Raw genomic sequence first — 24,758 nt, 5'->3', positions numbered from 1 at the left:
ATGCCTCAAGCGCAACTCGGAACTTAAATTCGGCGGAAAAACTTCGTCGCTTTCTCATACTTAAGCTCCTCATAATAATGTCTCATTTCCACCTTAACACATTGTCCAAAATCCTGCAACCACCTCTTCATATTATGCCGCAAAATAAAAGGAACAAGCAGGGCAAGTACTAAAAAGAACAAAACGAACCCAATTCGCCACAACCCTATAGACAATTATAAATTACAGGGATTTTTCAAAAATGAAAATGTGGATAACTATTGAAAAAATCGAATAAATCCGGTTATCACGAGGAGACCGACGGCTAACGTGGCGATCTGTATTTTAAAGCCATAGATTGCCACATTCCCCGTTTTACGGGGAATTCGCAATGACGAAATAATGTTTTCGCCGACAACTCGCATCAACCAGATGTGGCAAACCGATTTCACTTACCTGAAAGTGGTCCACTGGGATTGGTATTACCTGTCGACGGTGCTGGATGATTATTCCCGGTATATTTTGTCGTGGAGACTCTGCCGTGGCATGTCAGCAATGGATGTCAAGTAGACGATCGACATGGCCATCGCTGAATCAGGCGTAGATCATGCCTATGTCCGGCACCGGCCGAGATTGCTGTCCGACAATGGCCCGTGTTATATCTCCGGTGAGCTGAAGAACTACCTGGCTGACAATGGACTGACACACACTCGTGGTCGGCCATATCATCCCATGACTCAGGGGAAGATCGAGCGCTATCATCGGTCGATGAAAAACATCCTTCTCTTGGACAACTATTATTCACCGGATGATTTGAAGGCTCAGATTGAATCCTTTGTGGAATACTACAATTATGAAAGATACCATGAATCGCTGGACAATGTGACCCCGGTCGATGTCTACACTGGCCGGGCGGTGCGAATACTGAAGGAAAGGGATCGAATCAAAGAACGAACGATGAAACAAAGAAAACGAAACTACAAAAAAGCTATTGCCATGAGACAAACTATGTCTTAAATTTTAATACAACTTGTCCGAATTGTCTGACGACGTACACCCGGTAACCCAATCCATTCATGGCTGGGGATTATATACCATCAATGCTCGTGATGATTATCGTCCTAATTTTCATCGCTATTGGCATCGTATTCTGATATCTTTTTTCCAATTGTATTGCAGACAACCGGGTGATCGTATGCGGCAAGTTCGGCAAACTTCTCGGTCATACCTGGCGTTATATTGGCTTGCCGGAAGAGAGAGCTAACTAACCAGGTGAGATAAAGTTCAACGAAATCCTCTCTGTCAGTCCCGCCTTTTAATGCTTCCAGGGCCACATCGACAGATATTATCCAGGTGGCCTCAAGTTCCGGATCGTCAGTATTCCCAAAATCACCCAGAGCACGCGCGGCATGCATGCGGACCGACCAAAACTTGTGCTGTAGTAATGGCCGGATGTGCATGTGCAATCGTTCGTCACCTCTGGCAGCCAGGGCGCTGGCGGCGTCAAGTACGGCGTGGGCGGTATCGGTAAAGGGAGAAGACCAGTCAGTCTCAAAATCTTCCCATTTCTCCAGCCATCTGATTCCCTTAATACGATCAAACTGAGACAGAAGCTTGGCAGCCTCGAGCTGAACTTTGACGGATGTCGATCCCAATAATGATATCGCCACCTCCAGATAAGTAGGATCATTGTTTTCCTGAAGGATCATCAGGGAATAGATCTGGGCCCATGGATCACTGCTGTCAAGGGCTTTGCCCAACCCTTCGTTGGTTGCGTCATATCCCATGCCGGCCAGCAACTCCTGAGAGGTTGGCTGTCGCGGAGCGTCTCCCAGGAGTTTTGCCGACATACATACGACGAAAAAGAATGAAATCAGGTATATGCTTATATATCTACGTTTTCGCACTTTTTACTCCCTTTAATACACTTCTATCTTCTTCAGCATCCGGGATGAGCAGCCTTCAAGGCGGCTATGAGGGCATCATGACATGCCTTTTGAGCCGCGTAGGCGCCGCTGGTATCCGGCGGGCCATGGTTGGGAGTATTGGCCCACGCGGTTGCCTGCGTCGCCGCAAGTGATGCATTCGCTGCCGCTATCATAGCCGCTACCGCTTCGGCCGGCGTATCGCATTCTGGTACGACACATGCCACTGTGAGAGCTTCGATAGCGGCTTCGCCTGCCACCCAGGCGGCATCGATGGCCGTTTGGGATTCGTCCTGATGTTTCTGCTCATGGTCCTCGGTGCAATCAGTAGAGGTATAGGTGACCTTGGCAGGCCTGCCCGGGGCCGGAGCTCCAGTGAATTCAAGATCGGCAACAACACTTTGGCAGTCGGCAACATTGTCGACATCATCCGCCGAATTGATATCGGTTCTGCCCCGCGCACAGACCGAAATGGAATATGGGCGCCTAACTTTTTCCACGCGCATTTGCCAGGTAACTCCGTCAAGGCAACAGGCTGCGTATTGGGCAGTCATTGTCCAGCCTTCCCACAAGCCGAAATTCCCGCCGCAATTGGCCGTGGGACTGGCAATTTTGTCATATGTAACCGGAATGACGGGATTAGGCATACAAGGGGGCGCATCGCAACAAGGTTCCACAATGGCACACGGTTCCGGCCCGTCCTTGAAAACATGGCTGATAATATACACCGCGTCACCAACATTTACACCTCCATCGCCGTTGGCGTCACCGGATGAAAAGGGATCGGGTGGAGGACCACCCTTAAAGACATGGCTTATGAGAAACACCGCATCACCGACATTTATACTTCCATCGCCGTTGGCATCGCCGCAGACGCCCTCTTCAGCCACATCGACAATGAAATCGCACGCAACATCCGTAAAACCGTCGCTTACTCCAATCGTTACTATATCCACGCCTGCACTCGAAGGCCCTGTTTCCCAGCTATATACTCCGGTGGAGGCATCAATTGTCCCCGGGCCGGCCATCATATAATAAGTCAGGTCATCACAGCGTTCAGGACCGATGGCCTCGACTATATACTGAATCCGATCACCGGCGGTGCCTTCAATGATAGTGCCACAGGGACTGACAATCTGCGGCTCGTAATTCTCGATGATCAAGGTTGTGTACATTATGTCCGAACAACCGGACGCATCGCAGACCTGATAGGCAAGCTGATGATCACCGATATCGCTTTCCGATGGCTGATAACTCCATTCACCGGTGGCGCTGTCCATGGTTCCCGGCCCCGATAAAAATTCAAACCAGATCTCGTCCTCTTCGGGATCTTCACCGAAATAATCATAGTAAAGATTGCTGCAATAACTCTGATTTAGTATTTCCGGATGGTTGGTCACATGAGGAACTTCGTTGGTACTGGCGGGGCAACATATCTCGGCGGCAATCAGAAAATTGACATCGATGTCGTAATCAATAAATAACTCATGCCAGCCCCCTGCAATATAATATGATGAACGCAGGTTACCGCAGGAACCGTCATCGGATAAGAGGGCGAAAACATCGACCTCCTGTTCAACCGTGGTATATCCGATATGGAAATCATTACCAAGGACGATCGGATAATTCGGGACAGCTATCACAGTCGATGGATACCATGCAATAGCTTCGGCGGGAATACGAATAATATCCAAAACGGTACCGGGAAATCCGGAACCATCATCTTCCCAGACATAGACGTCGATTCCCTGCCACGATACATTGATGCTTCCATCCTCGTGGAATGCCATCTGAATCTGTGTCAAGGTACATCCCGTGGGCTCAGGCGGCGTAAAGCGCATATTATAAAAATCGTCGCCATATTCACTGGGAAGGGGCCAGAAGTAAGTAATGTTGCATGTATATTCAAGCAATTCACATCCCGCTTGAAGTGATTTTAACTGTGACATTTCGCCTGCCCCTGAAATATCGCCCACCTTTTGGGGGCCAAAGTTTCGCTTTACTGTCTCGGCGTCTGATCCTGTTACCGGCCATATGGCAATCAAGGCAAAACACAGTATTGTCATCGCCGGAACGACTGCAATCCATATCTTTCGCATAATTACTCCTTTGACTATAAGTATTTCCTGCAATTTGATTCGATATTTCTGCTAACACTCGACCATAATTGACCCGTGATGTCTGAGCACCCTTCATTCAATATATCAAGGAAACTACCAGCCATGATTTGCCAAACCAATGTGTGTCCAGTTATTGCCATTGTCTATCGAACGAAAGATACCGCCATAATTATAAGTCGCGGCAGAGATATACCCATTTGAGCTTACAGCCATTGATTTTATCAATCCTCCATACGGCCCATTAGTCTGCTCCCAGGTCTGGGCACTAATTGTTGAGCATAGGGCAAATACGAATACAATGACCGGGAATATGGTAGCTTCAGCGTATTTTCTCCGGAATACTATGTCTGGATGGATAAGCAGACTATTCATGCCTTCCCCTTTGATTGCACGGTAAGAGTACGATCTAATTTTGAAATGAATTTCCTGTGCTGTAAACTGACTCTTTTTCAATATAGCATAATCGAGTATTGTGTCAATACTAAAAGTAGCAATTGAAATACGGCATCCGACCTCACTCAGAGGGATCGTATTACGCGCAGGTAGCTGCACAATAAAATCATATGAAATACGGAGCCCCTTATCCCGCCCGCCTTAAAAAAATTTCGAAGGTCTTTAACCGAGGCACGGATTCCTGTAACCTATTGTATCTCTTTGGGATACCCTGAGGTTTTCTCGAACCAGCACTCACAATCATGGTCACAATTGTCTTGGGCAACTTTTTAACGCAGTATATAGGGAGAAAAGAAAATCTTTTACAACAGCCTGTGTCGTTTCAGCCTAAAGTGGACAGGAATGGCTTGAAGTTAAGCCCCCTGCGGGAATCCACTCGAAAAATCGCTACGCTTATTTTTCGGACGGGCCACAGGGCAAATTGGGCTGCCGGCCCCAATTTGATCCTTACTTACACCCCGCGCACGGCTCGGGGCCACCTCTGAATACATGATTTATTAGATAGACAGCATCTCCCACGTTGCATTGGTCATCGCAGTTGGAATCGCAAGCTTCAATCGGATCTGGTGCCGGGCCTCCTTTGAAGACATGATTGATGATATAAACTGCGTCACCGACATTAACATTCCCGTCTCCGTTGGCGTCTCCGCACGTATAAGAAATAGGTAACGCGATTATAAAAGGTGATAATGAAGTAGTGAGGCCGCATATGATATTTAAAACGTCATCGCGAGAAGTTGTGATATCAACCCATTCAAATCCATCATAATGCAATAACTGCAACGCCTGTTCCTCTTCGAGAGTCATACCGAAATCATCATAACTAATACATACTTCAATATCCCCATTGTAAGTTGCTGTAGTAGTTAAGTTGTAATACGTTGGCACATTGACCGGAACAATCTGATAAGAAGATGGACCAACGGGACCTGTGGCTGTTATTGTCATTTCGGTTGTCCCGGAATTAGAGACATCACCAAATGTGATATCTACGTCATCTCCAAGGCTGATCTCAACATTCTGACCATCCGTCGTCGTTTCGGCAAAAGTGCAGGCGTCTCCAATATCATCCCCATTGGAATCTTCCTGCAGTGGGTTGGCTTCATAGGGGCAATTATCAACATCGTTGGTTATGCCATCATTATCATAATCCTCAGAGTCTCTTTCAATCTCAATACTTCCCGCTTCAAATTGGGGGACTATGATATGCCCATCTATAAGCGCAAGAACAAAAGGAGAATGCACAGAAAATGAGGTAGAATCAAAATTTATTACCTGGCCAGGTGTTGCCGCAGAAGCTGAAAAGTACATTGTACAGATATTCCCGGAACTAGGGGGAAGTGGGTCTGAGATAAACACCCTACCGACCTGGAGCTTTTGCACAGGATTATCAACTTCATATAAATTCGCTGAGCCTGATTCATCACGCGATCCAATAAATGAAATGGAATCACAAAATACCTCAGATGAACTCCATGTGATTGGTAAGCCAAGACCTCCTAATTCTTCATCGTTATAAAGATATATCTCAACCGCAAAGGACTCCGCACTTCCGGAAGGAATTGTAATTGACTCAATTCTTACAGTATCCGGGATTCCCGGATCAGAAGTGTAGCCAAAAGATTGAGTACAAGGTTCCGGTCCTCCCCTAAACACAAAGTTCCAAATATATACGGGGTCACCAATGTTAATAATTCCGTCGTTACTGGCATCGCCTTCTCCCATAGGATCAGGAGGGGAACCGCCTCCGAATATATAATTCCCTAAGAATACGGCATCCCCTAAATTGAAAGATCCATCACCATTGGCGTCTCCACAGATGAAATCACAAACATCTCCAACACCATTTTGATCTGTATCAGTTTGATCAGGATTATAAATGTAGGGGCAATTATCTTCTACATCATTTACGCCGTCATTGTCGTCGTCATCATCACAAGCGTCACCATCCCCATCATCATCATTGTCAGCTTGATCGGGATTATAGGTGCTAATACAATTATCTTCTACATCATTTACGCCATCATTATCATCGTCATCATCACAAGCGTCACCACTCCCATCACCATCATTGTCGGATTGATCGGGATTATAGGTGTTAATACAATTATCGCAACTATCGCCAACATTATCGCCATCACTATCTTCTTGTACCACGTTAGGTATGTAAGGGCAGTTATCAGTCTCGTCGCAAAAGCCGTCGGCATCAATATCCGATAAACAAATCCTTCGATAAACACCATAATGAGTCCCGGCAAAAACATCACCGATGGAGTTGATGGCCAGAGCTTCTACCCTTTCAATTATCAGCCCAGTTATTGTCCAATTATCGCCATTGTCAGTAGAACGATAAACACCACCACCACCAAGCCCGGCAAAAGCATCACCGGAAGAGTTAATGGCCAGAGAGAGGATATGAGAATGTGTCAAGCCATTGCTAATTTGATCCCAATTATCGCCATTGTCTGTAGAACGATAAGCACCACCGAAATTAGTCCCGGCAAAAATGTCACCGGTGGAGTTGATGGCCAGAGCTTCTACCCTTGCAATTGTCGGCCCAGTTATTGTCCAATTATAGCCATTGTCAGTAGAACGATAAATACCATAACCATAAATCCCGGCAAAAACGTCACCGGAGGAGTTGATGGCCAGAGAGAGTATCTGAGAATGTGGCAAGCCATTGCTAATTTGATCCCAATTATCGCCATTGTCTGTAGAACGATAAGCACCACCCCAAGTCCCGACAAAAACGTCACCGGTTGAGTTGATGGCCAGAGCCTCTACAAAAAGATTTGTCAGCCCATTATTGATTTGTGTCCAACTATCGCCATTGTTAGTAGAACGGAAAACACCCCATACATGAGTCCCAGCAAAAATGCTACCGGAGGAGTCAATGGCCAGAGCATATACCGAAGTATATGCCGGCCCAAAGTTGGTCTGTGTCCATTTATCGCCATTGTCCGTAGAACGATAAACACCTTCAAAAGTCCCGGCGAAAATATCACTGGAGGAGTTGATGGCCAGAGACAGTATATAAATTCTCCTCAGCCCATTGTTGATTTGTATCCAATTATCGCCGTTATCAGTGGAACGATAAATACCATAACCACGAATCCCGGCAAAAATATCACCGGTTGAGTTGATGGCCAGAGCCAGTACCTCTTTATTCATCAGCCCATTGTTGATTTGTGTCCAATTATCGCCATTGTCCGTAGAACGATGAACACCACCACCATAAGTACCGGCAAAAATATCACCGGATGAATTAATGGCCAGAGAGTAGACCCATTTATGTGTCAGCCCATTGTTGATTTGGGTCCAATTATCGCCATTGTCCGTAGAACGATAAACACCACCACCATAAGTCCCCGCAAAAACGTCACCGGAGGAGTTTATGGCCAGAGCACGTACAGAAGTATATGTCAACCCGTTGTTGATTTGTGTCCAATTATCGCCATTGTCCGTAGAACGAAAAACACCACCACCACCGGTTCCGGCAAAAACGTCATCGGAGGAGTTGATGGCCAAAGCGTATTTATGTAGATCTGTCAGTCCGCTGTTGATTTGTGTCCAATTATCGCCATTATCTGTGGAACGATAAACACCATTTAATTCATGGTCATGAGTCACGGCAAAAACTTCATCGGAAGAGTTGATGGCCAGAGCCTGTACACTTTTATCTGTCAGCCCAGTTATTGTCCAATTATCACCATTGTCAGTGGAACGATAAACACCACCCTCAGTTCCGGCAAAAACGTCATCGGAGGAGTTGATGGCAAGAACTAAAACGTCATTAGGTGGTTGATTATTATTAATCTGTGTCCAATTATCGCCATTGTCCATAGAACGAAATACATCACCATTTACAATGGCAAAAACGTCACCGGAGGAGTTAGTGGCCAAACAGCTCACGTATCCCCCATACGGCCCATTAGTTTGCTCCCAGGTTTGGGCGGAAACTATCGAATAATTAAATAAAAAAGACACCAAAACTGCTATAAATGAACTTATGACCAGACGCATACTTACGCCCTTTAAATATTTATGGCTAATCAATAAGTATTATACATTTGCCGCTGCAATCACACAAGAAGAGTAGCAATCATGAATAAAATACAGATTATCGCCAGATTTGTCAACAATTATTCATTAAGTTCCCCGTTGTTTCCGAAACAATCCGCATTAGTAAGATGGAACAGGCAAATAAACTAAACACACCCCGTCCGGTTACGCTGGGCACAACCAGGCGAGCCTGCCCTCTCAAGACAGGCGGGGGCCTGGTAGGGGAAAATCCATCGTGGGAAAGGCATACGCCTGTTAAGAATCACCACCGAGTTGATATGACCAAAAACGTTAATCTGAGGAAACAAACCCATTTTCACAATAGTACCATAGCATATAAACTCTGCGATCCTGTCAAATATATCAATTGGCAACAAAACCAGATAGACCGCGCGACAGCCATGACATCCCCGACAGCAGAAAACAGACCCCCGCCTGCGAAAAGGACAAAACGAACCCAATTCCCCGCAACCAAATACACAACAATAAATTACAAGGAATTTTCAAAAATGAAAATGTGGATAACTATTGAAAAAATCGAATTGACCGCGTGACAGCACAAAAACAGGCCTTTGCCTGCGCTACTCCCACTCTATTGTGGCCGGGGGTTTGGAGGAAATATCGTAGCAGACGCGGTTGACGCCTTTGACTTCATTGATGATACGATTTGAAATGCGAGCCAGAATATCATTGGGAATATGCGCCCAGTCAGCCGTCATACCATCGGTGGAAGTCACCGCGCGAAGAGCGATCGTGTTTTCATAAGTCCGTTCATCGCCCATGACGCCGACCGACTGCACCGGAAGAAGTACCGCGAACGCCTGCCAGATTTTATCATACTGACCGGTCGCCTTAAGCTCCGATATATAAATCACGTCGGCTTCGCGCAAGACAGTCAACCGTTCTTCAGTAATATCGCCGAGAATGCGAACCGCCAGACCCGGCCCTGGAAACGGATGCCGCCCGATTAGTTGCTGAGCAAGATCGAGTTTGCGGCCCAGCGCACGCACCTCGTCTTTGAACAGTTCCCGCAGCGGCTCGATGATTTTGAGATTCATCTTTTCGGGAAGTCCCCCGACGTTATGATGCGATTTAATCGTCGCCGACGGGCCTTTGAAGCTGACCGACTCGATTACATCGGGATAAAGTGTCCCCTGGGCGAGATACTTCGCATCACCATCGTCGCGAGCGGCATCTTCGAAGACTTCGATAAACGTCTCCCCGATAATTTTGCGTTTCTTTTCGGGATCGACTACACCGGACAAATTATCAAGAAATTTTTTCGAGGCGTCCATCGATTTGAGATTTATCCCCATTGACTTATATGATTCGATGACATCTTCATATTCATCCTTGCGCAGAAGGCCGTTATTGACGAAAATCGCCGTCATTTGATTCCCGACTGCTTTTTGCAAAAGCGCCGCCGTAACGGTCGAATCCACACCGCCGGAGATTCCCAGAATAACTTTGTCATCGCCGATTGTTGCACGCAGCGATTTAACCGATGATTCAATAAATGATTCGGTCGTCCAGTCGCCGGATACGCCGCATATATCAAACAGGAAATTCTTAATTATTTTTGCGCCCTCATCAGTGTGTTTGACTTCGGGATGAAACTGGACGCCATAAAACCTTCTTGCTTCGTTGGCGACAGCGGCATACGGGATATCCGATGTCGAAGCCAGAATCTGAAATCCGTCAGGCATCTTTGTTAGAGAATCGCCGTGGCTCATCCATACCTGGCTGGGAGAATTCACATCTTTCAAAAACGCGCTGCCGTTTTTGATGTCAATCATAGCCCGACCATATTCGCGCTTTTGGGCCCGGGATAATTCGCCGCCCAACCTAAAGGCCATGAGATGCAGTCCGTAACAGATGCCGAGAATCGGAAGATCACAATCAAAAAATGAAGCAGGCAATCGGGGAGCGTCATTGTCGAGAACCGAAGCCGGACCGCCGGAAAGGATATATCCTTTTAGGTTTGCCTCATCATACTTTAATAAATCGGCGTTAAATGGCACAATTTCGCAATAGACATTTTGTTCCCGCACACGTCGGGCGATAAGCTGTGTATATTGAGAACCAAAATCTAAAATCAGTATCAGTTCATGCTGTCGATCCATCGGCACGTCCCTTTTTTGTTTAAGACCGTATCCTTCTTCCAATTGGCATCGTCCATATCGGGATAATCTGTCGTATAATGCAGACCGCGCGATTCCTTGCGCATACTCGCTCCTTCGATTATAAGACAAGCGATCAGAGCCATGTTTCGCAGTTCAATACTCGGATATGATAATGAATGCGATTGAAAATAGCGGCTGACGCTGGTTCTGACTACCGCCATACGCTCGGCGGCTTCTTCGAGAAGATATGAACTGCGGACGATGCCAACACAATCCCACAAGATTCGTTTAAGTTCGCGTCGGTTATGCATCAAAATGACTCGTTCGCGAGGAGCTTTCGGTTGTCCGGGATGAGGGAAAACTAATTTAGGCGGTTCGGGTAATTCGGATGATTTGAAATCCGTCACTGCCTGATCGGCGGCCATTTCGGCGGTAGCGACCGCTTCCAGAAGCGAATTAGAGGCCAGACGATTGGCGCCATGCATTCCGGTACAGGCAGTTTCACCACATGCGAATAATCGATCGATCCCAGTCCGCCCGCGGATATCGGCCACGACTCCACCGCAAAGATAATGCGCGGCCGGAACAACCGAGATTAAATCACGGGTAATATCGATGCCTTCTTCGAGGCAGTGTATATAAATATTGGGGAATCGAGTTTTTATGTGTTCGGACGAAATATGCCTTAAATCCAGCCAGACATTATCCTGTCCCGATTGCTTCAATTCGGTATCTATTGCGCGCGCGACAATATCCCTGGGCGCTAAGTCCTTCATGGGATGATATTTTTCCATGAATGCCTCACCGTCGCTGGTACGCAAAACGGCGCCCTCGCCCCGAACTGCCTCGGAAATCAAAAAAGTCCTTTTACCGATGACCGATAGCGTCGTGGGATGAAACTGAATAAATTCCATATTGGCAACGTCGGCTCCGGCCCGAAACGCCATGGCAACGCCATCGCCGGTGGCAATACGGGGATTGGTGGTATGCCGATAAACCTGCCCGCTTCCGCCGGCGGCAAGCATTGTAATTGCCGAACGGATGGTTATCCGATCTTGATTATGAGGATTAAATACATAAGCTCCGCCGCAAATTGTTTTCCCTTGAAATTCAAATGCTATCAAATCGACGGCGATATGATTGGAAAACAGGGATATGTTTTTATGCTCGTGGCAGGCCGTCACCAGGGCTCTCTCAATTTCCCGACCGGTCAGATCATCGGCGTGGACGACTCGTTTATGAGAATGCCCTCCTTCGCGCCCCAGAGAAAAGCGATCTCCGACTCGGTTTCGGGTGAATTTGACGCCAATCTCTTTTAATCGCTCAACGCAGGCCGGGCCGGCCTTGATAATCGTTTCAACGACTTCCTCTTTACATAGCCCGGCCCCGGCTGTTAGAGTATCGGCCAGATGCGATTCAAAGCTGTCATGGGGAGACATAACCGAAGCAATTCCCCCCTGGGCATAGTTGGTATTCGATTCCGTTTCTTCCTTTTTGGTAATAATCGCGACGCTGCCATAATCGGCCACTTTCAACGCGAATGACAATCCCGCGATTCCGGAACCTATAATGAGAAAATCATATTCATTTTTCATTGTCCACTCTACTTAGAATATTGTTCAGAATCGCCTCGTCAGCCGGTTCTACGTTAAGAGCCAGCGTATAAATCGGATTATCAAGACCTTCAAGCGGTAATTTAACCATGTCTTTGGCGGTTGTCAAATAGCAGTCGGCCCCGCAACTATTGGATAAATCCCGGAGATGAGAGAAATCCAATTTATCATAGTTGTAATGATCACCAAAACTATACGAGCCCGCCAATTCGACTTCGCACTCCGCAAGCATCGTAATCAGGCGAGAAAATGAACCGATTCCGGCAAATAAAAACGGCTTGCGATTTTTTAACTCTGATAACGTTACTTGTCGATTATCAAGCGTTACGCCTTCCAGTGAAAATTCCCAAATCAGGCAGGGAGCTTTGATATTAAAATCTCGATATCTTTGAATGGAATTATCGATATCTTTATCCCCGCTTTGGACGAACATTATCCCGTCTGCTCGGGATATTGAATCAAGAGGTTCACGCAATCTTCCGGAAGGAAACATTCGATAAGTCCGTTTGGCAATTTTCGAATTGTTATTGAATATTCCCACAGGTAAAATTACCAAATCAAGGTCTTTTTGAACATCAAGCCGCTGATAGCCGTCATCGATTATGATAATATCGGGCGATAATTTTTCATCGGCCAGTCTGACCATTTTTTTCTTATCCCGGCCGACGGCAAATCCCGCATCCGGTAGATGCGTCGCCATCATGGCCGTTTCATCCCCGACAGCCTTATAATTAATCCTGTCAGATACGCCTGGCCCAATTATAATGTTATCATCCGATGAACGCCCGTAACCGGAATGAACAATAGCGACTTTTTTGCCTCGTTCCAGAAAATATCGTGCCAGCCATATGACAATCGGCGTCTTTCCCGTTCCGCCGACGGATATATTCCCCACCGATATAATACGGGCTTCCCATTCACGTGAGCATCGCTTTTTTCGTTTACTCAAATTAAGCCCGGAGAAAAACCGATAAATAGGCGTAATAATTCTGAATAAAATCAGAAACGGAAAGCAATAAAAGCGGTCGCTTCCTCGAGAATCAATGATAATTTCCCAGAACCTTTTCATAACCCGAATTCCCTGACAATAATTTCGGCGGTCATATCGGCTACTGATTTATTATTTGCCGCATACTTCTCGAATTTCAGGTTACCATTTACGAACTGCTCCAGCATCTCCGTAAGGTTTTCACCATTCCTTATCATCGCGCCCCAATTATTGGCCAGGATTTGCTCGGATGCGTCGCGGACGTTGTTAAGTGACGGCCCAAATAAAACCGGCGTGCCGGCCAAAACCGGCTCCATTATATTGTGACCGCCGATATCCGCCAGAGTTCCTCCCACAAAGGCAATATTCGCGCCGTAAAATAAATCAGCCAGAACGCCCATGCGATCCATAAGGATGATCTCGTCGGGAGCTTGCTTCCGCTCATTTAATTCCGAATATAAAATAAATGAATAATCAAAAGAGTTAAGAATATCTTTTACTTCGCTTATTCTCTCCAAATGCCTGGGAGCGATAAGTGTTTTAACATTTCTCGGAAAGCGCTTTATTTGTTTCAGAGCTTTGCAAATCTGTTCTTCTTCGCCCGTACGGGTGGATGCGGCGATAAAAAATGTTGCATCATTATCTATATCGAGCTTTCCCCGAACTGTCTTTCTTGAATTACCTTGCTCATCAATATTATTGCTATCATGTTTGATATTGCCGCCGATAATTATTTTATCCGGATTAGCCCCGATAGCTTCCATTCGTTTGGCATCCGTATCCGTCTGAACAACAAATTTCCTGTAAATTGAAAATAACCCTTTCAGCGCGATCTTAAATATACGATACCTCCTCTGCGATTTTTCGGACAGACGGCCGTTGGCAAGAATAATCGGAATATCCTTTATGCGGCAGAAACTCAAAAAATAAGGCCAGATTTCAGTTTCGACAATCACAATGCCATCTGGTTTGAACTTATTGAATAATCTTCTGAGCGGAAAATAACAATCAAGGGGAAAATAAAAAACCGCCCGAGCGTCTGAGAAAACAGTACGGGCTAATTCCTGTCCGGTTCTGGTATAGGTAGAAACACAATACTCAAATTTATTATCAGTTTTTTTAAGCGCCATTATCAATCGTTCCAGAACTTTTATTTCACCCACCGAAGACGCATGGAGCCAGAGCAATATTTTTTTGGTGATTTCTTCATCCTGATAGGTATCAGTGGGTAGATATTTTTCAGGAGTTATCGCGCGCCGCTGTCGCCATTCCTCGCTTGTGCCGGTTTTAATTGCGAAGTATGGCCAGCACAACAAATATCCTACATTCAATATTATCTTGTAAACAATTAGCATATCGAAATAATTTCGTTAATTGCCTCAACTGTACGACGACCGCTATCGCCTTCTCCCAGTTTTATCTGAACCGCGTTCAAATCTTTTACGGTACGATTATATTTTTCATTATCAGACAAAAATGAAATTGCCTCCCGGGTGATATTCGCGACCGACGCATCATCCTGAATCAATTCAGGAACGATTTTTCTCCCCGCAATGATATTCACCATCGCAATTGAATCGAGAGATATCAGCCATTTGGCGATGCGGAATGTCAATACGCCGGTTTTATATATTACCACCATGGGGGTGCCGAAATAGGCGATTTCGACCGTCGCCGTTCCCGATGATGTAATTACCAAATCAGCGGCATTGATTATCTCCGGCGTTTGCCCGATTATCATCCTTATTTCTGAACCGGAGATAATATTATCATAAATGGAACGAGGGACATTATCCACTCCCGCAACAATAAATTCCGGATGAGATTCATAATGCGATAAGCGTTTTGCCGATTCAATCATTACCGGAAGCATTCGCTTGACTTCCTGAATTCGGGACCCGGGCAGTAATGCGATAAGTTTTTTGCCCGATTCAATTTTCAATTTATCCCGGCATGTTTCGGCATCAGGAAAGTCCTGATATCGATCTATAATCGGATGGCCAACGAATTTGACAGGTATTTGATGTCGCCGATAAAATTCTTCCTCAAAGGGGAAAATAACGAGCATCAGATCAACCAGATATTTTATTTGAGCCAGTCGCTTTTTACCCCAGGCCCACACCTGGGGCGAAATATAGTAAATAATCGGGATACCAAGATGTTTGATTCGCCGAGCTAATCGAAGATTAAATCCGGGATAATCGATTAGTATTACCGCCATTGGATTGCTATTTTCAATTTTTATAACAGCCTGTTTTAACAATTTTCTAAAGAAAAATACCTGCGGGATAATTTCCCAGAATCCCAAAACGGCAAGTTTTTTATAATCGGCCAGCGAGGATAACCCCGCCTCCTGCATTATCGGACCACCCAGCCCGAAAATGTCTATATTACTATCGCAGCGTTTTATTTCCTCAATGAGGTTTTTTCCGGGGAAATCGGCTGAAGGATCTCCGGCACAGATAAATATGGATTTTTTATCGCTCATTGGCTTTTAGCCTGTCGGCTGCGATCCTGCTTTTGGCGATTACATCCAATGCGACCGCAAGGGCATCGCGTCCTTCGCGTCCCGATATAGCGACCGGCGCGTCATTTATAATCGATTCGCCAAACGATATCAATTCGGCCTCAAGCATGTCGACCTGTTTATCGCCCAACTGCCGGTATCCGATATTTTTTCCCGAATCCCCCAGTGGAATCATAGAATCCCCTGATGGAGATGACGACCGGTCGACCAGCCGGTAAACATCGACCTGTTTTTCAGCCAGATCGAGTGAAAAATAACCGGATGTTTGGAATATCCGCAACTTTCGCATAGCGTTCAGTGAAATACGGCTGGCGGTCAGATTGGCCACGGCGCCGTTTTCAAAAATCAGCCGAGCGTTGGCGATATCCTCACTGTCGGAAACGATTTTTACCGCTGAGGCGGAAATTTCTTTAATTGGCGATTTTATAAAATAAAGCGACAGGTCGATATCGTGAATCATCAAATCCAGAACAACGGCGACGTCGGCTCCGCGAGGATTAAATTTGGCTAAGCGATGAGCTTCGATAAAACTGGGACGAATATCGAAATCGCTTAACTTTTCAACGGCCGGATTAAACCTCTCGATATGCCCAACCATGAGCTTGACTCCCGCTTCCTCGGCGTATTTGATAATCTCATCGGCTTGTTCGATTGTAGCCGTAATCGGTTTTTCGATCAGGAGATGTTTGTTTTGTGCAATTACTTTCAGGGCAATATCATAATGATATGACGTCGTCGCGGCGATTGACACGGCATCACAATTTTTGATTAATTCGTCAGAACTCACAAAAGTCCTGCAACCAATTTCGCGCGACACTTCCTCCATGCAGGCGTTATCGATATCATAGATGCCCTGAAAATCAAATAATGATATTTGACCGGCCCATCGGGCATGATGCCGTCCCAGGGCTCCGACTCCTATAACTCCATATTTTATTTTATCCATATCACTATATAAACAAAACCACCCCTAAGGGCGGCAAAAATTTAAGAATTTACTGAACCTATTTACGCTTTGACCAGCCCTCGCGTTGACGCCTTAATAAATTGAAAAATTTCATTAACTTCATCAATAAGTTCAATCTCGTTCTTTATTTTTTCTACCGCCTGTGATGTATTCAAATTCGAAAAAAACAGTATTTTAAATACTTCCCGCAGTATTTTTATTGATTCTCGGGGGAAATCCCTCCGACGCAGACCGATAATATTCAGTCCCGCTATTTTGAGGGGGTATCCTCCCGCCATTGAATAAGGGCATAAGTCCTGCACCACTCGAAAGCCACCGCCGACCATGGAATGCGTCCCGATTTTTACAAATTGATGTACTGGAACCACGCCGCCAACAATGGCGTAATCGCCGATATAAACGTGCCCACCCAAATTGACCGAATTGGCCATGATAACGTTATCGCCTAATTTGCAGTCATGGGCGACATGAGCATAAGCCATCAAAAGGCAATTTTCACCGACATCGGTCGAACCACTTTCCGAAGTACCCCGATTAACGGTAGCGTATTCTCTTATTCTCGTTCCATCGCCGATAATAGCCAGCGACTCTTCCCCTTCGAATTTCAAATCCTGCGGGATGGAACCAACGACAGCGCCCTGGAATACCTGAACATTTTTGCCGAGACGGGCTCCGGGCGCAATCTGGACGTGAGGTCCGATACTGCAACCTTCATCTATCTCGACATTACCTTCTATTATCGCATACGGTCCGACTTCGACCGTTTCATGCAGCCGGGCATCTTCCGATATAATCGCGGTTTTGTGAATCATCGGTCAATTATTGCCGCCATAAATTTGGCTTCGGTTACAAGTTTATCATCAACGAATGTTTTGCCTTCCATACGGCAGGTTCCCCTCCGCAGTGAGACCATTTCAATTTCAAACCGAAGCTGATCGCCCGGCTCCACCGGCTTGCGGAATTTGACATCATCCATCGACATAAAATAGACAATTTTGGTTTCCGGTTTTTCAATGGCGTTTAGCAACAGTAATCCACCGGCCTGAGCCATCGCTTCGACTATCAAAACGCCGGGCATAATCGGATGTTCGGGAAAATGACCAATGAAAAACGGTTCATTGATCGTCACATTTTTCATTGCCACGACCCGCTTTTCAGGTTCCAGGTCAATAATTCTATCAATAAGTAAAAACGGATAACGATGCGGCATAATTTTTAATATGCCGTTGATATCCATAAAGGCCTTTGATTTTTTGGTCTGGAACCGGCTGGCAATTTGCTTTTTCTGGTAGAGCGAGCGCAGCTTTTTGACCAGTTCAACATTGGCTTTATGTCCCGACCGGGCCGCCAGGATATGGCCCTTGATAGGCACGCCGATCAATGTCAAATCACCGATCAAATCGAGAGCCTTGTGCCGGACCGGTTCGTTATCATATCGCAGAGGGATATCGTTTATTATGCCGGTTTTGCCTACAAAAATTTTATCTTTCAAATCGAGCGCTTCGCGAATACGATCAACCTCTATCTGGCCGCCATTCAAATCATAAATGACAATGGCATTATCGATGCTGCCGCCCTTTACAAGCCCCTGTCTCCTGAGCTCCTCCGCTTCCGAAAGAAAACAAAAAGTTCGGGCGGAGGCAAACTCGGCTGCGAATTCTTCTTCGAGATTGACAAGCGAAGTATATTGCGTCCCCAGGGCCGGATTGGCATAATCAATCATAAAAGTCAGGCGAAAATCGGTCGATGGCGTCACGACAATATCAACTTTCCGGCCCGGCTCCGAATACGACATCGGCGTGTCAATTTCGAGATACTCTTTATCTTCCTCAAAATCATGAAATCCGGCTTTTTGCAACAATTCGACAAATGGCATCGCCGAACCGTCACCGACCGGTGGTTCGGGGCCGGACAACTCAATGAGGATGTTGTCGATTCCGAGACCGGTCAGGGCCGCCAGAACATGTTCGACTGTGTGCACCTTGGCTTCGCCAATTCCGATCGTCGTGCCCCGGGCGATATCAATGACATGGTCAATATCCGCCGGAATCGGTTCGGAATCCGGTATATCAGCCCGAATGAATTTTATTCCATGATCAGGCTTGGCCGGTTTAAACGTTATGCGGCAATTTTCGCCGGTGTGCAGGCCGACTCCTTCAAAGCTAATTTCGCGTGTTATACTTCTCTTTTTTGTGTACATATCCTACCCTAAAAGTTAGTCTTGGTATATAGTCAAATACGGAACCTATTTCAAGAAAAAACTTGATGCTTTAGCAGCTCAAATCGGACGGCAGACTACTTATGCATTTGGCTAAAGACGTAGCTTTGGATTTGGGATTGATGATATCTAATAACATATCCGGCAGAACCGAAACTATTATTCTTACTCCACCTGTGGAACAGGCGTCTTATTTCTATTTTTCATCGGAATATCCCAAATTCGATGGCCTTATGAAAACTAAATTGGAGTTGATATGGTTTTTTTGAGGAACTGACTCATTCAAGCGTACTAATTATAATTAAATTGTCTTTTAAGCGTTAGCTCTTTTTTCGGTACGTTAACTTTTGAATCACGGAAAGGAATAAATTTAAGTAATCCATTTTTATGCATTAAAAAATGTCCATTTATGCCGTTGCGTTCATCTGAATACCATATTCCAGTATAGATGGATGAGTATGGTGTCAGCTTCAATATGGCGACTAATGAACTTTCGGCGTATTTATTATTAATTGGATTCAATGAGTAAATTTGATATATCGCATCTGAGGGCATCCGTTTAATTGCGAATTTATTTCCCCATCTCCTGGTAAGTCCATTCTTAATTGTAGCGCTATCACTTATATTACCTAAGCTGTCAACGGCATTCCAGAATCCCTCAAATTTATCAGGTATAATATCCGGTGACAAAAAATACTTTTCCCAATCGGCGATTGACCATTTTAATTTTGGCCAATCCGAAATTACGGAAAATGCGATGATATCGGCCTTAATGCGATAGCAAGAACTCCAGAGATTAGGCTCTTCAATTGAAGTTATCAATATTGCGTCTCCGCCAACTTCGCAGGCTTTCTTCATCGCAAGTCTAATTAAGTCATCGTAACTACAATTGACAGATAAACCTGTATCACCCATTTTCAACTTGCCCAGAACAGTATAAGCAGTCGGTGTAGGCTGGGCCATTGAATAAACTTCAATTACGCAATCTTCAGGTTTGGAATCAAGGGGCGGGGATTGCGATATATATTTAAAGGAGGGCGCACAAGATGCAAAATATAGACAAGTACCAATCAAAGCACAAATAGTCCATAAATTTTCACAGATTCGATTTTTGTGCGCCTTCAAATTTTCCACCCCAATTACATTGCAAATGTAAATCCCAACGAGAATCTGAAATTTACACCTTTTATAGCATGCCTGGTTTTAGTCGGGTCTTCAACATTATACACCTTTGTCCACACGCCTTCGAGTCCACTTAAAAAAGCAAGATATACTCGTTCTGAAAAACTATATTCCAGTTCAAAACCGCCTACAAAAGTAAATTTGGTTTCCTTTTCCATCACTTTGCCAATAAATTCAATCGCTTCAGAATTCGCGTCAACGCGCCATTTATCACCTTTTATTGTGTGGCTTACTCCTCCGATGCCAGCATATATATTTGCCCTGACTTCATTAGGTTTAATTGGCTTGTCGAGATCATACCAATTTAGGGCAATATAATAATGAAACACCGAAAGCTCGGGCTCGGGTATTACAATAAAATCCATATCATCAAACAGGAAAAGAAAAACATCGTTGCCATAATTAATCCCGGACTTTATAAAACCAATTCTAAGGGCATGTCGTGGATTTAGGGCAATTCGTAAATGTCCTTCAAAACCGGGACCAGAACTTACAAATTCATAGTATTGCCCGGTTGGTTTGACATAGTTTCCGGCTATGGTAAATGTCACATTCCAGGGTAGTTTTCGCTTGGATCTCATCACAAAAGGATTACTTGTCTCTACCAGGCTTTCAGTGATGTCTTTGCCTTTATCATCAATTACTTTTTCAATTGCGGTTATACTGAAATATTCTGGCTTGCCGTTGACTGAAACTATAAGCACTCTATTCTCAGCATCGAACTCGAAGTGGCTAGTAATAATTTGCTCACCGTTTTTTAAAATAACTATACTGGCATGAGTCGAAGTACAAACACATAAAAGGAGAGTGAGGAAAAAGAATATCCCAAGATGACTCTTCATAATTACCCAAATCTGCCAAAAAATTATTAGTTATAATAATAAATAATCACTAAGAGCGCAAGTGATTTGCGTGCTGATTATTCAAGTTTGGTTATTTTTTATCGTCGGGATGATAATATATGAAAACAAATAAAAAGCAAATATTCCTAATCAATGCTTCAGATTTATTACTCCAAATCACGAATTGCTTTTATCACATCATACGGTTCTTTGGCGGCCATCAGTCTTTCGCTGAGGCTGTCAAACATTATCATTTCAGATAAAGATTTAAATACTTTTAAGTATAGAGCGTCATCATATGGCGGGGCGGCCATAATAAAAAAATGATTAACGGGCAACCCGTCAATGGCGTCATATTCATATCCCTCAAGACTGCGGCCGTACCCAATCATAAATTCTTTGGCTTGCATCGAGCGAATATGCGGCACGGCAAAGCCGCTTCCGATTCCCGTGGAAGCTTTCTTTTCGCGATTAATAAAATCAAGAAACAGCTTTTTCTTGTTTCCAATTTTATCAGCCGGATCAAGGACGTTAATCAACTCGGTCAAAAGAGCTTCCTTGGCCGACACGATCCACTTTTTTCGACTGCCGTTTTCGGCTATCTCCGGTAATTCGGTGGACAGGTGTAGCTTTATCAGCTCCGCATTCATATGTCGCGATATGTTAAATCCCATAACTTTATTTATCGGTCAAAGCCGCCCAAAAATTAGACTACTATAAGCCATAAACGCTTTTCAGTCAAGAGCGTTCATCAAAAGTTCCGATGTGATGAAATTAAATGCGGTCATCGCCCTTGACATCGTATATCGAATTAAATAGTTTTTGCTGCGGATGGACTCAAAAGGAGTGCCTCAGGACTGTTAATCTTTGACTAAAACATTCCGATTTATAGGGAATAAACACAGATATATCGATTTCAGTTTAATTAAGGAGAATAATTGGCCAAATATTCCGAATTCAAAAGAACCGCGACTTGCGGTGAATTAACTCAATTACACATCGGGAATAAGGTAATACTAAACGGATGGGTTCAGGAATATCGCAACCTGGGCGGACTTCTGTTTATAGATTTGCGCGACCGCTACGGCATTACTCAGGTCGTTTTCCACCCCGAGCATGTTTCCAAAGATATTATGCAAAAAGCCGCCTCCTGCCGGCATGAATTTGTAATCGCCGTCAAAGGCGTTGTCAACGCTCGTCCCAAAGGAACCGTCAATCCCAAAATGAAAACGGGTGAAATTGAAGTCGAATGCGACGAAATTGAAATACTATCCGAATCGGAAACGCCTCCCTTTGAAATTGCCGATGAGACCAATGCCCGGGAAGAACTGCGACTTGAATATCGCTATCTCGACTTGCGTCGTAATCCGCTTCAGGAAAAAATGCGAATTCGCCACGAGGCAACAATGGCGGTCAGGGAATATTTGTCCGGCCAGGGTTTTTATGAAATTGAGACCCCCCTTATGATGCGATCCACTCCGGAAGGAGCGCGCGACTTTGTCGTCCCCAGCCGCGTTCAGCCAGGGAAATTCTATGCTCTCCCCCAGTCGCCGCAGCTCTTAAAACAGATTTTAATGATCTCCGGATACGATAAATATTTTCAGCTGGCGCGGTGCCTGCGCGATGAAGATTTGAGGGCCGACCGCCAGCCGGAACATACCCAGATTGACATGGAAATGTCATTTGTTACCGAAGATGATGTATTCGCCAACGCTGAAGGCATGTTCACGCATCTTTGGAAAAAAGTACTAAATATTGATATAAAAACGCCTTTCCCCCGCTATACGTATGATGAAGTAATGAATCGTTGGGGCATTGACAAACCTGATTTACGCTTCGGCATGGAGCTATTCGATTTGGGCGATATTGTTGCCGATTGCGGCTTCAATGTGTTTACATCAACGCTCAAAGCGGGCGGTCGAGTAAAGGGGATAACTTATAATGGTGGCGGCTCATTATCACGCAAACAGGTCGGCGAACTGGAAAAACTGGCTAAAGAATTCGGCGCTGGGGGCCTGGCATATTTTCTCCGTGCCGAGGGAGGCGACAAAAGCCCTATCATGAAATTTGTAGGCGAAGAGACAGCCGGAAGAATTTTCCAAAAAGCCAGGGCGGAATCGGGCGACGCCGTTTTTATCATCGCCGATAGGCCTATTAAAACCGAATCAATACTGGGACAATTGCGATTGCATTTGGGTAAACAAGGCAACTTAATCGATAAATCTCGTTGGGAATTTTTATGGGTCACAAAATTCCCACTCTTTGAATACAATGAAGAAGAAAACAGATTCGACGCCATGCATAATATTGTTTCAAGCCCCTGCGAAGAAGATATGGATCTGATCGAGCAGGGTTTTGCCACCGATTTATCTCCGTCCGATATCAATCATCCCTGGCGGAAAGTACGAGCCGAACAATACGATCTGGTATTAAACGGAAGCGAGATTGCATCGGGAGGTATTCGAATTCATCGCAGCGAATTGCAGAAGAAAATACTGAATATCCTGGGGATGTCTGATAAACGGGCTGAAAGAATGTTCGGTTTTTTGTTAAAAGCCCTCAAATACGGCGCACCACCTCACGGCGGACTGGCTCCCGGTTTGGATCGGATCGTCGCTCTCATGACCGGATCCGATTCGATCCGCGATGTAATTGCGTTTCCCAAAACAACCAATGCGTCGTCTTTAATGGATGGAGCCCCGGATTTCATAGATGAAGAACAGTTGCGCGAACTGGGTCTGAAAATCGTATATAAATCAGAGGAATGAGTGGCGACCGTTAAATCGACAATAATGAGAGAATTCGAGCTGCACGATGTTGACCAACGGGTGTTGTTCGGCCAAAATGACATATACAGTCGGTTAATCGAATCCCAATTCAATGTAAAAATTATCGCCCGAGGCGAGAAAGCTACAGTCGAGGGAAAACGTAATGAGGTCGAAAACGTCATTCTCCTCCTTAACGATATGATTGTACGAATGAGCGCCGGGCATGATCTTTCTGAACGTTATCTGCGTTACGCCATAGATATGGTCAAAGAAGAGGGTCACGGTCCGGCCGAATCTCTGAACGGAGCTATAAATAATTCTACGGCCCGCATTGTTGACGCTCGCACCATCGGCCAAAAAAAATATCTGGAAGCAATCGATAAATTTGATATTGTTTTCTCCATCGGCCCGGCCGGTACCGGAAAAACTTTTCTGGCCGTGGCCCAGGCGGTAGCCGAGTTAAAAAAGAAATCTGTCAAACGAGTTATTCTCGTGCGACCGGCGGTCGAAGCGGGCGAATCGCTGGGATTTCTGCCCGGTGATATCAAGGCCAAAATTGATCCTTATCTGCGACCGGTCTATGACGCCTTGCATGAACTAATGCCGGCCGAAAAAATCACCAAATTAATAGACCTTGGCATAATTGAAATCTGTCCCCTGGCGTTCATGCGGGGACGGACCCTTAACCGCTCGTTTGTCATTCTCGATGAAGCACAGAACACGACCCTCGGCCAAATGAAAATGTTTTTGACCCGACTCGGAGAAGGATCCAAAGCAATAATAACCGGTGATATTACTCAGATTGATCTCGATAAAAAAACTCCTTCGGGATTGGTAAAAATTCGTAAGATTCTCGAAGGCATTAAAGGAATAAAGTTCGTTTACCTGACCTCAAAAGATGTCGTCCGGCATCGATTGGTGCAGGAAATAATCAATGCGTACGCCCGTTATGAAGACAAGGGAAAACGGGCCAGGGGCAATTAAACTCAGG

20 protein-coding genes are annotated in these 24,758 nt (G+C 45.2%); 5 read left to right on the top strand and 15 right to left on the bottom strand.

All coding sequences use genetic code 11. The features are described 5' to 3' along the window. The first annotated feature begins 381 nt into the window (after nucleotides 1–381). Nucleotides 382–549: a DDE-type integrase/transposase/recombinase gene (locus V3V99_03300; protein ID MEE9441673.1), complete on the top strand. Its 168-nt coding sequence runs from the start codon at nucleotides 382–384 to the stop codon at nucleotides 547–549. Nucleotides 550–558: 9 nt separating this feature from the next. Next, nucleotides 559–996, top strand: coding sequence for an integrase core domain-containing protein (locus V3V99_03295; GenBank protein ID MEE9441672.1), 438 nt, complete (start codon nucleotides 559–561; stop codon nucleotides 994–996). 104 nt (nucleotides 997–1,100) lie between these two features. On the opposite strand, the gene V3V99_03290 is transcribed toward V3V99_03295, so the two are convergent. The 12 genes from V3V99_03290 to V3V99_03235 form a co-directional block, all read right to left on the bottom strand. Continuing rightward, nucleotides 1,101–1,886: a hypothetical protein gene (locus V3V99_03290; GenBank protein ID MEE9441671.1), complete on the bottom strand. Its 786-nt coding sequence runs from the start codon at nucleotides 1,884–1,886 to the stop codon at nucleotides 1,101–1,103. A gap of 32 nt (nucleotides 1,887–1,918) precedes the next feature. Further along, complete coding sequence (locus V3V99_03285; protein MEE9441670.1) at nucleotides 1,919–4,003, bottom strand: dockerin type I repeat-containing protein; 2,085 nt, start codon at nucleotides 4,001–4,003, stop codon at nucleotides 1,919–1,921. A 114-nt stretch (nucleotides 4,004–4,117) separates the two neighbouring features. Continuing rightward, a complete protein-coding gene (locus tag V3V99_03280; GenBank protein MEE9441669.1) occupies nucleotides 4,118–4,396 on the bottom strand; it encodes a hypothetical protein in 279 nt (92 codons plus the stop codon). 528 nt (nucleotides 4,397–4,924) lie between these two features. Then, complete coding sequence (locus V3V99_03275; GenBank protein MEE9441668.1) at nucleotides 4,925–8,500, bottom strand: thrombospondin type 3 repeat-containing protein; 3,576 nt, start codon at nucleotides 8,498–8,500, stop codon at nucleotides 4,925–4,927. Nucleotides 8,501–9,120: 620 nt separating this feature from the next. Further along, the gene (gene guaA, locus V3V99_03270; protein ID MEE9441667.1) at nucleotides 9,121–10,662 is read right to left on the bottom strand and encodes a glutamine-hydrolyzing GMP synthase; all 1,542 of its coding nucleotides are present in this window, start codon (nucleotides 10,660–10,662) and stop codon (nucleotides 9,121–9,123) included. Beyond that, entirely contained in the window at nucleotides 10,641–12,257 is a 1,617-nt protein-coding gene (gene nadB / locus V3V99_03265; protein MEE9441666.1) for an L-aspartate oxidase, read from the bottom strand. The genes guaA and nadB overlap by 22 nt, the downstream gene beginning before the upstream one ends. After that, nucleotides 12,247–13,344 (bottom strand): tetraacyldisaccharide 4'-kinase, encoded by a 1,098-nt coding sequence (lpxK, locus tag V3V99_03260; GenBank protein MEE9441665.1) that lies wholly within the window; start codon nucleotides 13,342–13,344, stop codon nucleotides 12,247–12,249. The genes nadB and lpxK overlap by 11 nt, the downstream gene beginning before the upstream one ends. Further along, nucleotides 13,341–14,618 (bottom strand): glycosyltransferase N-terminal domain-containing protein, encoded by a 1,278-nt coding sequence (locus V3V99_03255; GenBank protein MEE9441664.1) that lies wholly within the window; start codon nucleotides 14,616–14,618, stop codon nucleotides 13,341–13,343. The genes lpxK and V3V99_03255 overlap by 4 nt, the downstream gene beginning before the upstream one ends. Then, on the bottom strand, nucleotides 14,612–15,751 hold the full coding sequence (lpxB, locus tag V3V99_03250; protein MEE9441663.1) for a lipid-A-disaccharide synthase: 1,140 nt from the start codon (nucleotides 15,749–15,751) through the stop codon (nucleotides 14,612–14,614). The genes V3V99_03255 and lpxB overlap by 7 nt, the downstream gene beginning before the upstream one ends. Next, complete coding sequence (locus tag V3V99_03245) at nucleotides 15,741–16,736, bottom strand: Gfo/Idh/MocA family oxidoreductase (protein MEE9441662.1); 996 nt, start codon at nucleotides 16,734–16,736, stop codon at nucleotides 15,741–15,743. The genes lpxB and V3V99_03245 overlap by 11 nt, the downstream gene beginning before the upstream one ends. Nucleotides 16,737–16,798: 62 nt before the next feature. Further along, nucleotides 16,799–17,569: an acyl-ACP--UDP-N-acetylglucosamine O-acyltransferase gene (lpxA, locus tag V3V99_03240; GenBank protein ID MEE9441661.1), complete on the bottom strand. Its 771-nt coding sequence runs from the start codon at nucleotides 17,567–17,569 to the stop codon at nucleotides 16,799–16,801. Beyond that, on the bottom strand, nucleotides 17,566–18,957 hold the full coding sequence (locus V3V99_03235; protein MEE9441660.1) for a bifunctional UDP-3-O-[3-hydroxymyristoyl] N-acetylglucosamine deacetylase/3-hydroxyacyl-ACP dehydratase: 1,392 nt from the start codon (nucleotides 18,955–18,957) through the stop codon (nucleotides 17,566–17,568). Before V3V99_03235 ends, lpxA begins: the two co-directional genes overlap by 4 nt. 101 nt (nucleotides 18,958–19,058) lie before the next feature. Between V3V99_03235 and V3V99_03230 the strand changes: the two genes are divergently transcribed. Continuing rightward, a complete protein-coding gene (locus tag V3V99_03230) occupies nucleotides 19,059–19,244 on the top strand; it encodes a hypothetical protein (protein ID MEE9441659.1) in 186 nt (61 codons plus the stop codon). 22 nt (nucleotides 19,245–19,266) lie between these two features. On the opposite strand, the gene V3V99_03225 is transcribed toward V3V99_03230, so the two are convergent. The 3 genes from V3V99_03225 to V3V99_03215 form a co-directional block, all read right to left on the bottom strand. Beyond that, nucleotides 19,267–19,938, bottom strand: a complete 672-nt coding sequence (locus V3V99_03225) for a hypothetical protein (protein MEE9441658.1) — start codon at nucleotides 19,936–19,938, stop codon at nucleotides 19,267–19,269. 176 nt (nucleotides 19,939–20,114) lie between these two features. Further along, nucleotides 20,115–20,999 (bottom strand): hypothetical protein, encoded by an 885-nt coding sequence (locus tag V3V99_03220; GenBank protein ID MEE9441657.1) that lies wholly within the window; start codon nucleotides 20,997–20,999, stop codon nucleotides 20,115–20,117. A gap of 167 nt (nucleotides 21,000–21,166) precedes the next feature. After that, nucleotides 21,167–21,673 carry a PTS sugar transporter subunit IIA gene (locus tag V3V99_03215; GenBank protein MEE9441656.1) on the bottom strand — a complete coding sequence of 169 codons (507 nt, stop codon included), beginning with the start codon at nucleotides 21,671–21,673 and terminating at the stop codon, nucleotides 21,167–21,169. A 264-nt stretch (nucleotides 21,674–21,937) separates the two neighbouring features. On the opposite strand from V3V99_03215, the gene aspS reads away from it, so the two are divergent. Both aspS and V3V99_03205 read left to right on the top strand, forming a co-directional pair. After that, nucleotides 21,938–23,767: an aspartate--tRNA ligase gene (gene aspS, locus V3V99_03210; protein MEE9441655.1), complete on the top strand. Its 1,830-nt coding sequence runs from the start codon at nucleotides 21,938–21,940 to the stop codon at nucleotides 23,765–23,767. After that, entirely contained in the window at nucleotides 23,768–24,751 is a 984-nt protein-coding gene (locus V3V99_03205) for a PhoH family protein (protein ID MEE9441654.1), read from the top strand. The last annotated feature ends 7 nt before the right edge of the window (nucleotides 24,752–24,758 follow it).

This window comes from Candidatus Zixiibacteriota bacterium, assembly GCA_036480375.1.
Classification (GTDB): Bacteria; Zixibacteria; MSB-5A5; order GN15; family JAAZOE01; genus JAZGGI01.
The sequence above is the reverse complement of the archived record's forward strand: the minus strand, read 5'-3'. Positions and strand labels throughout refer to the sequence as shown.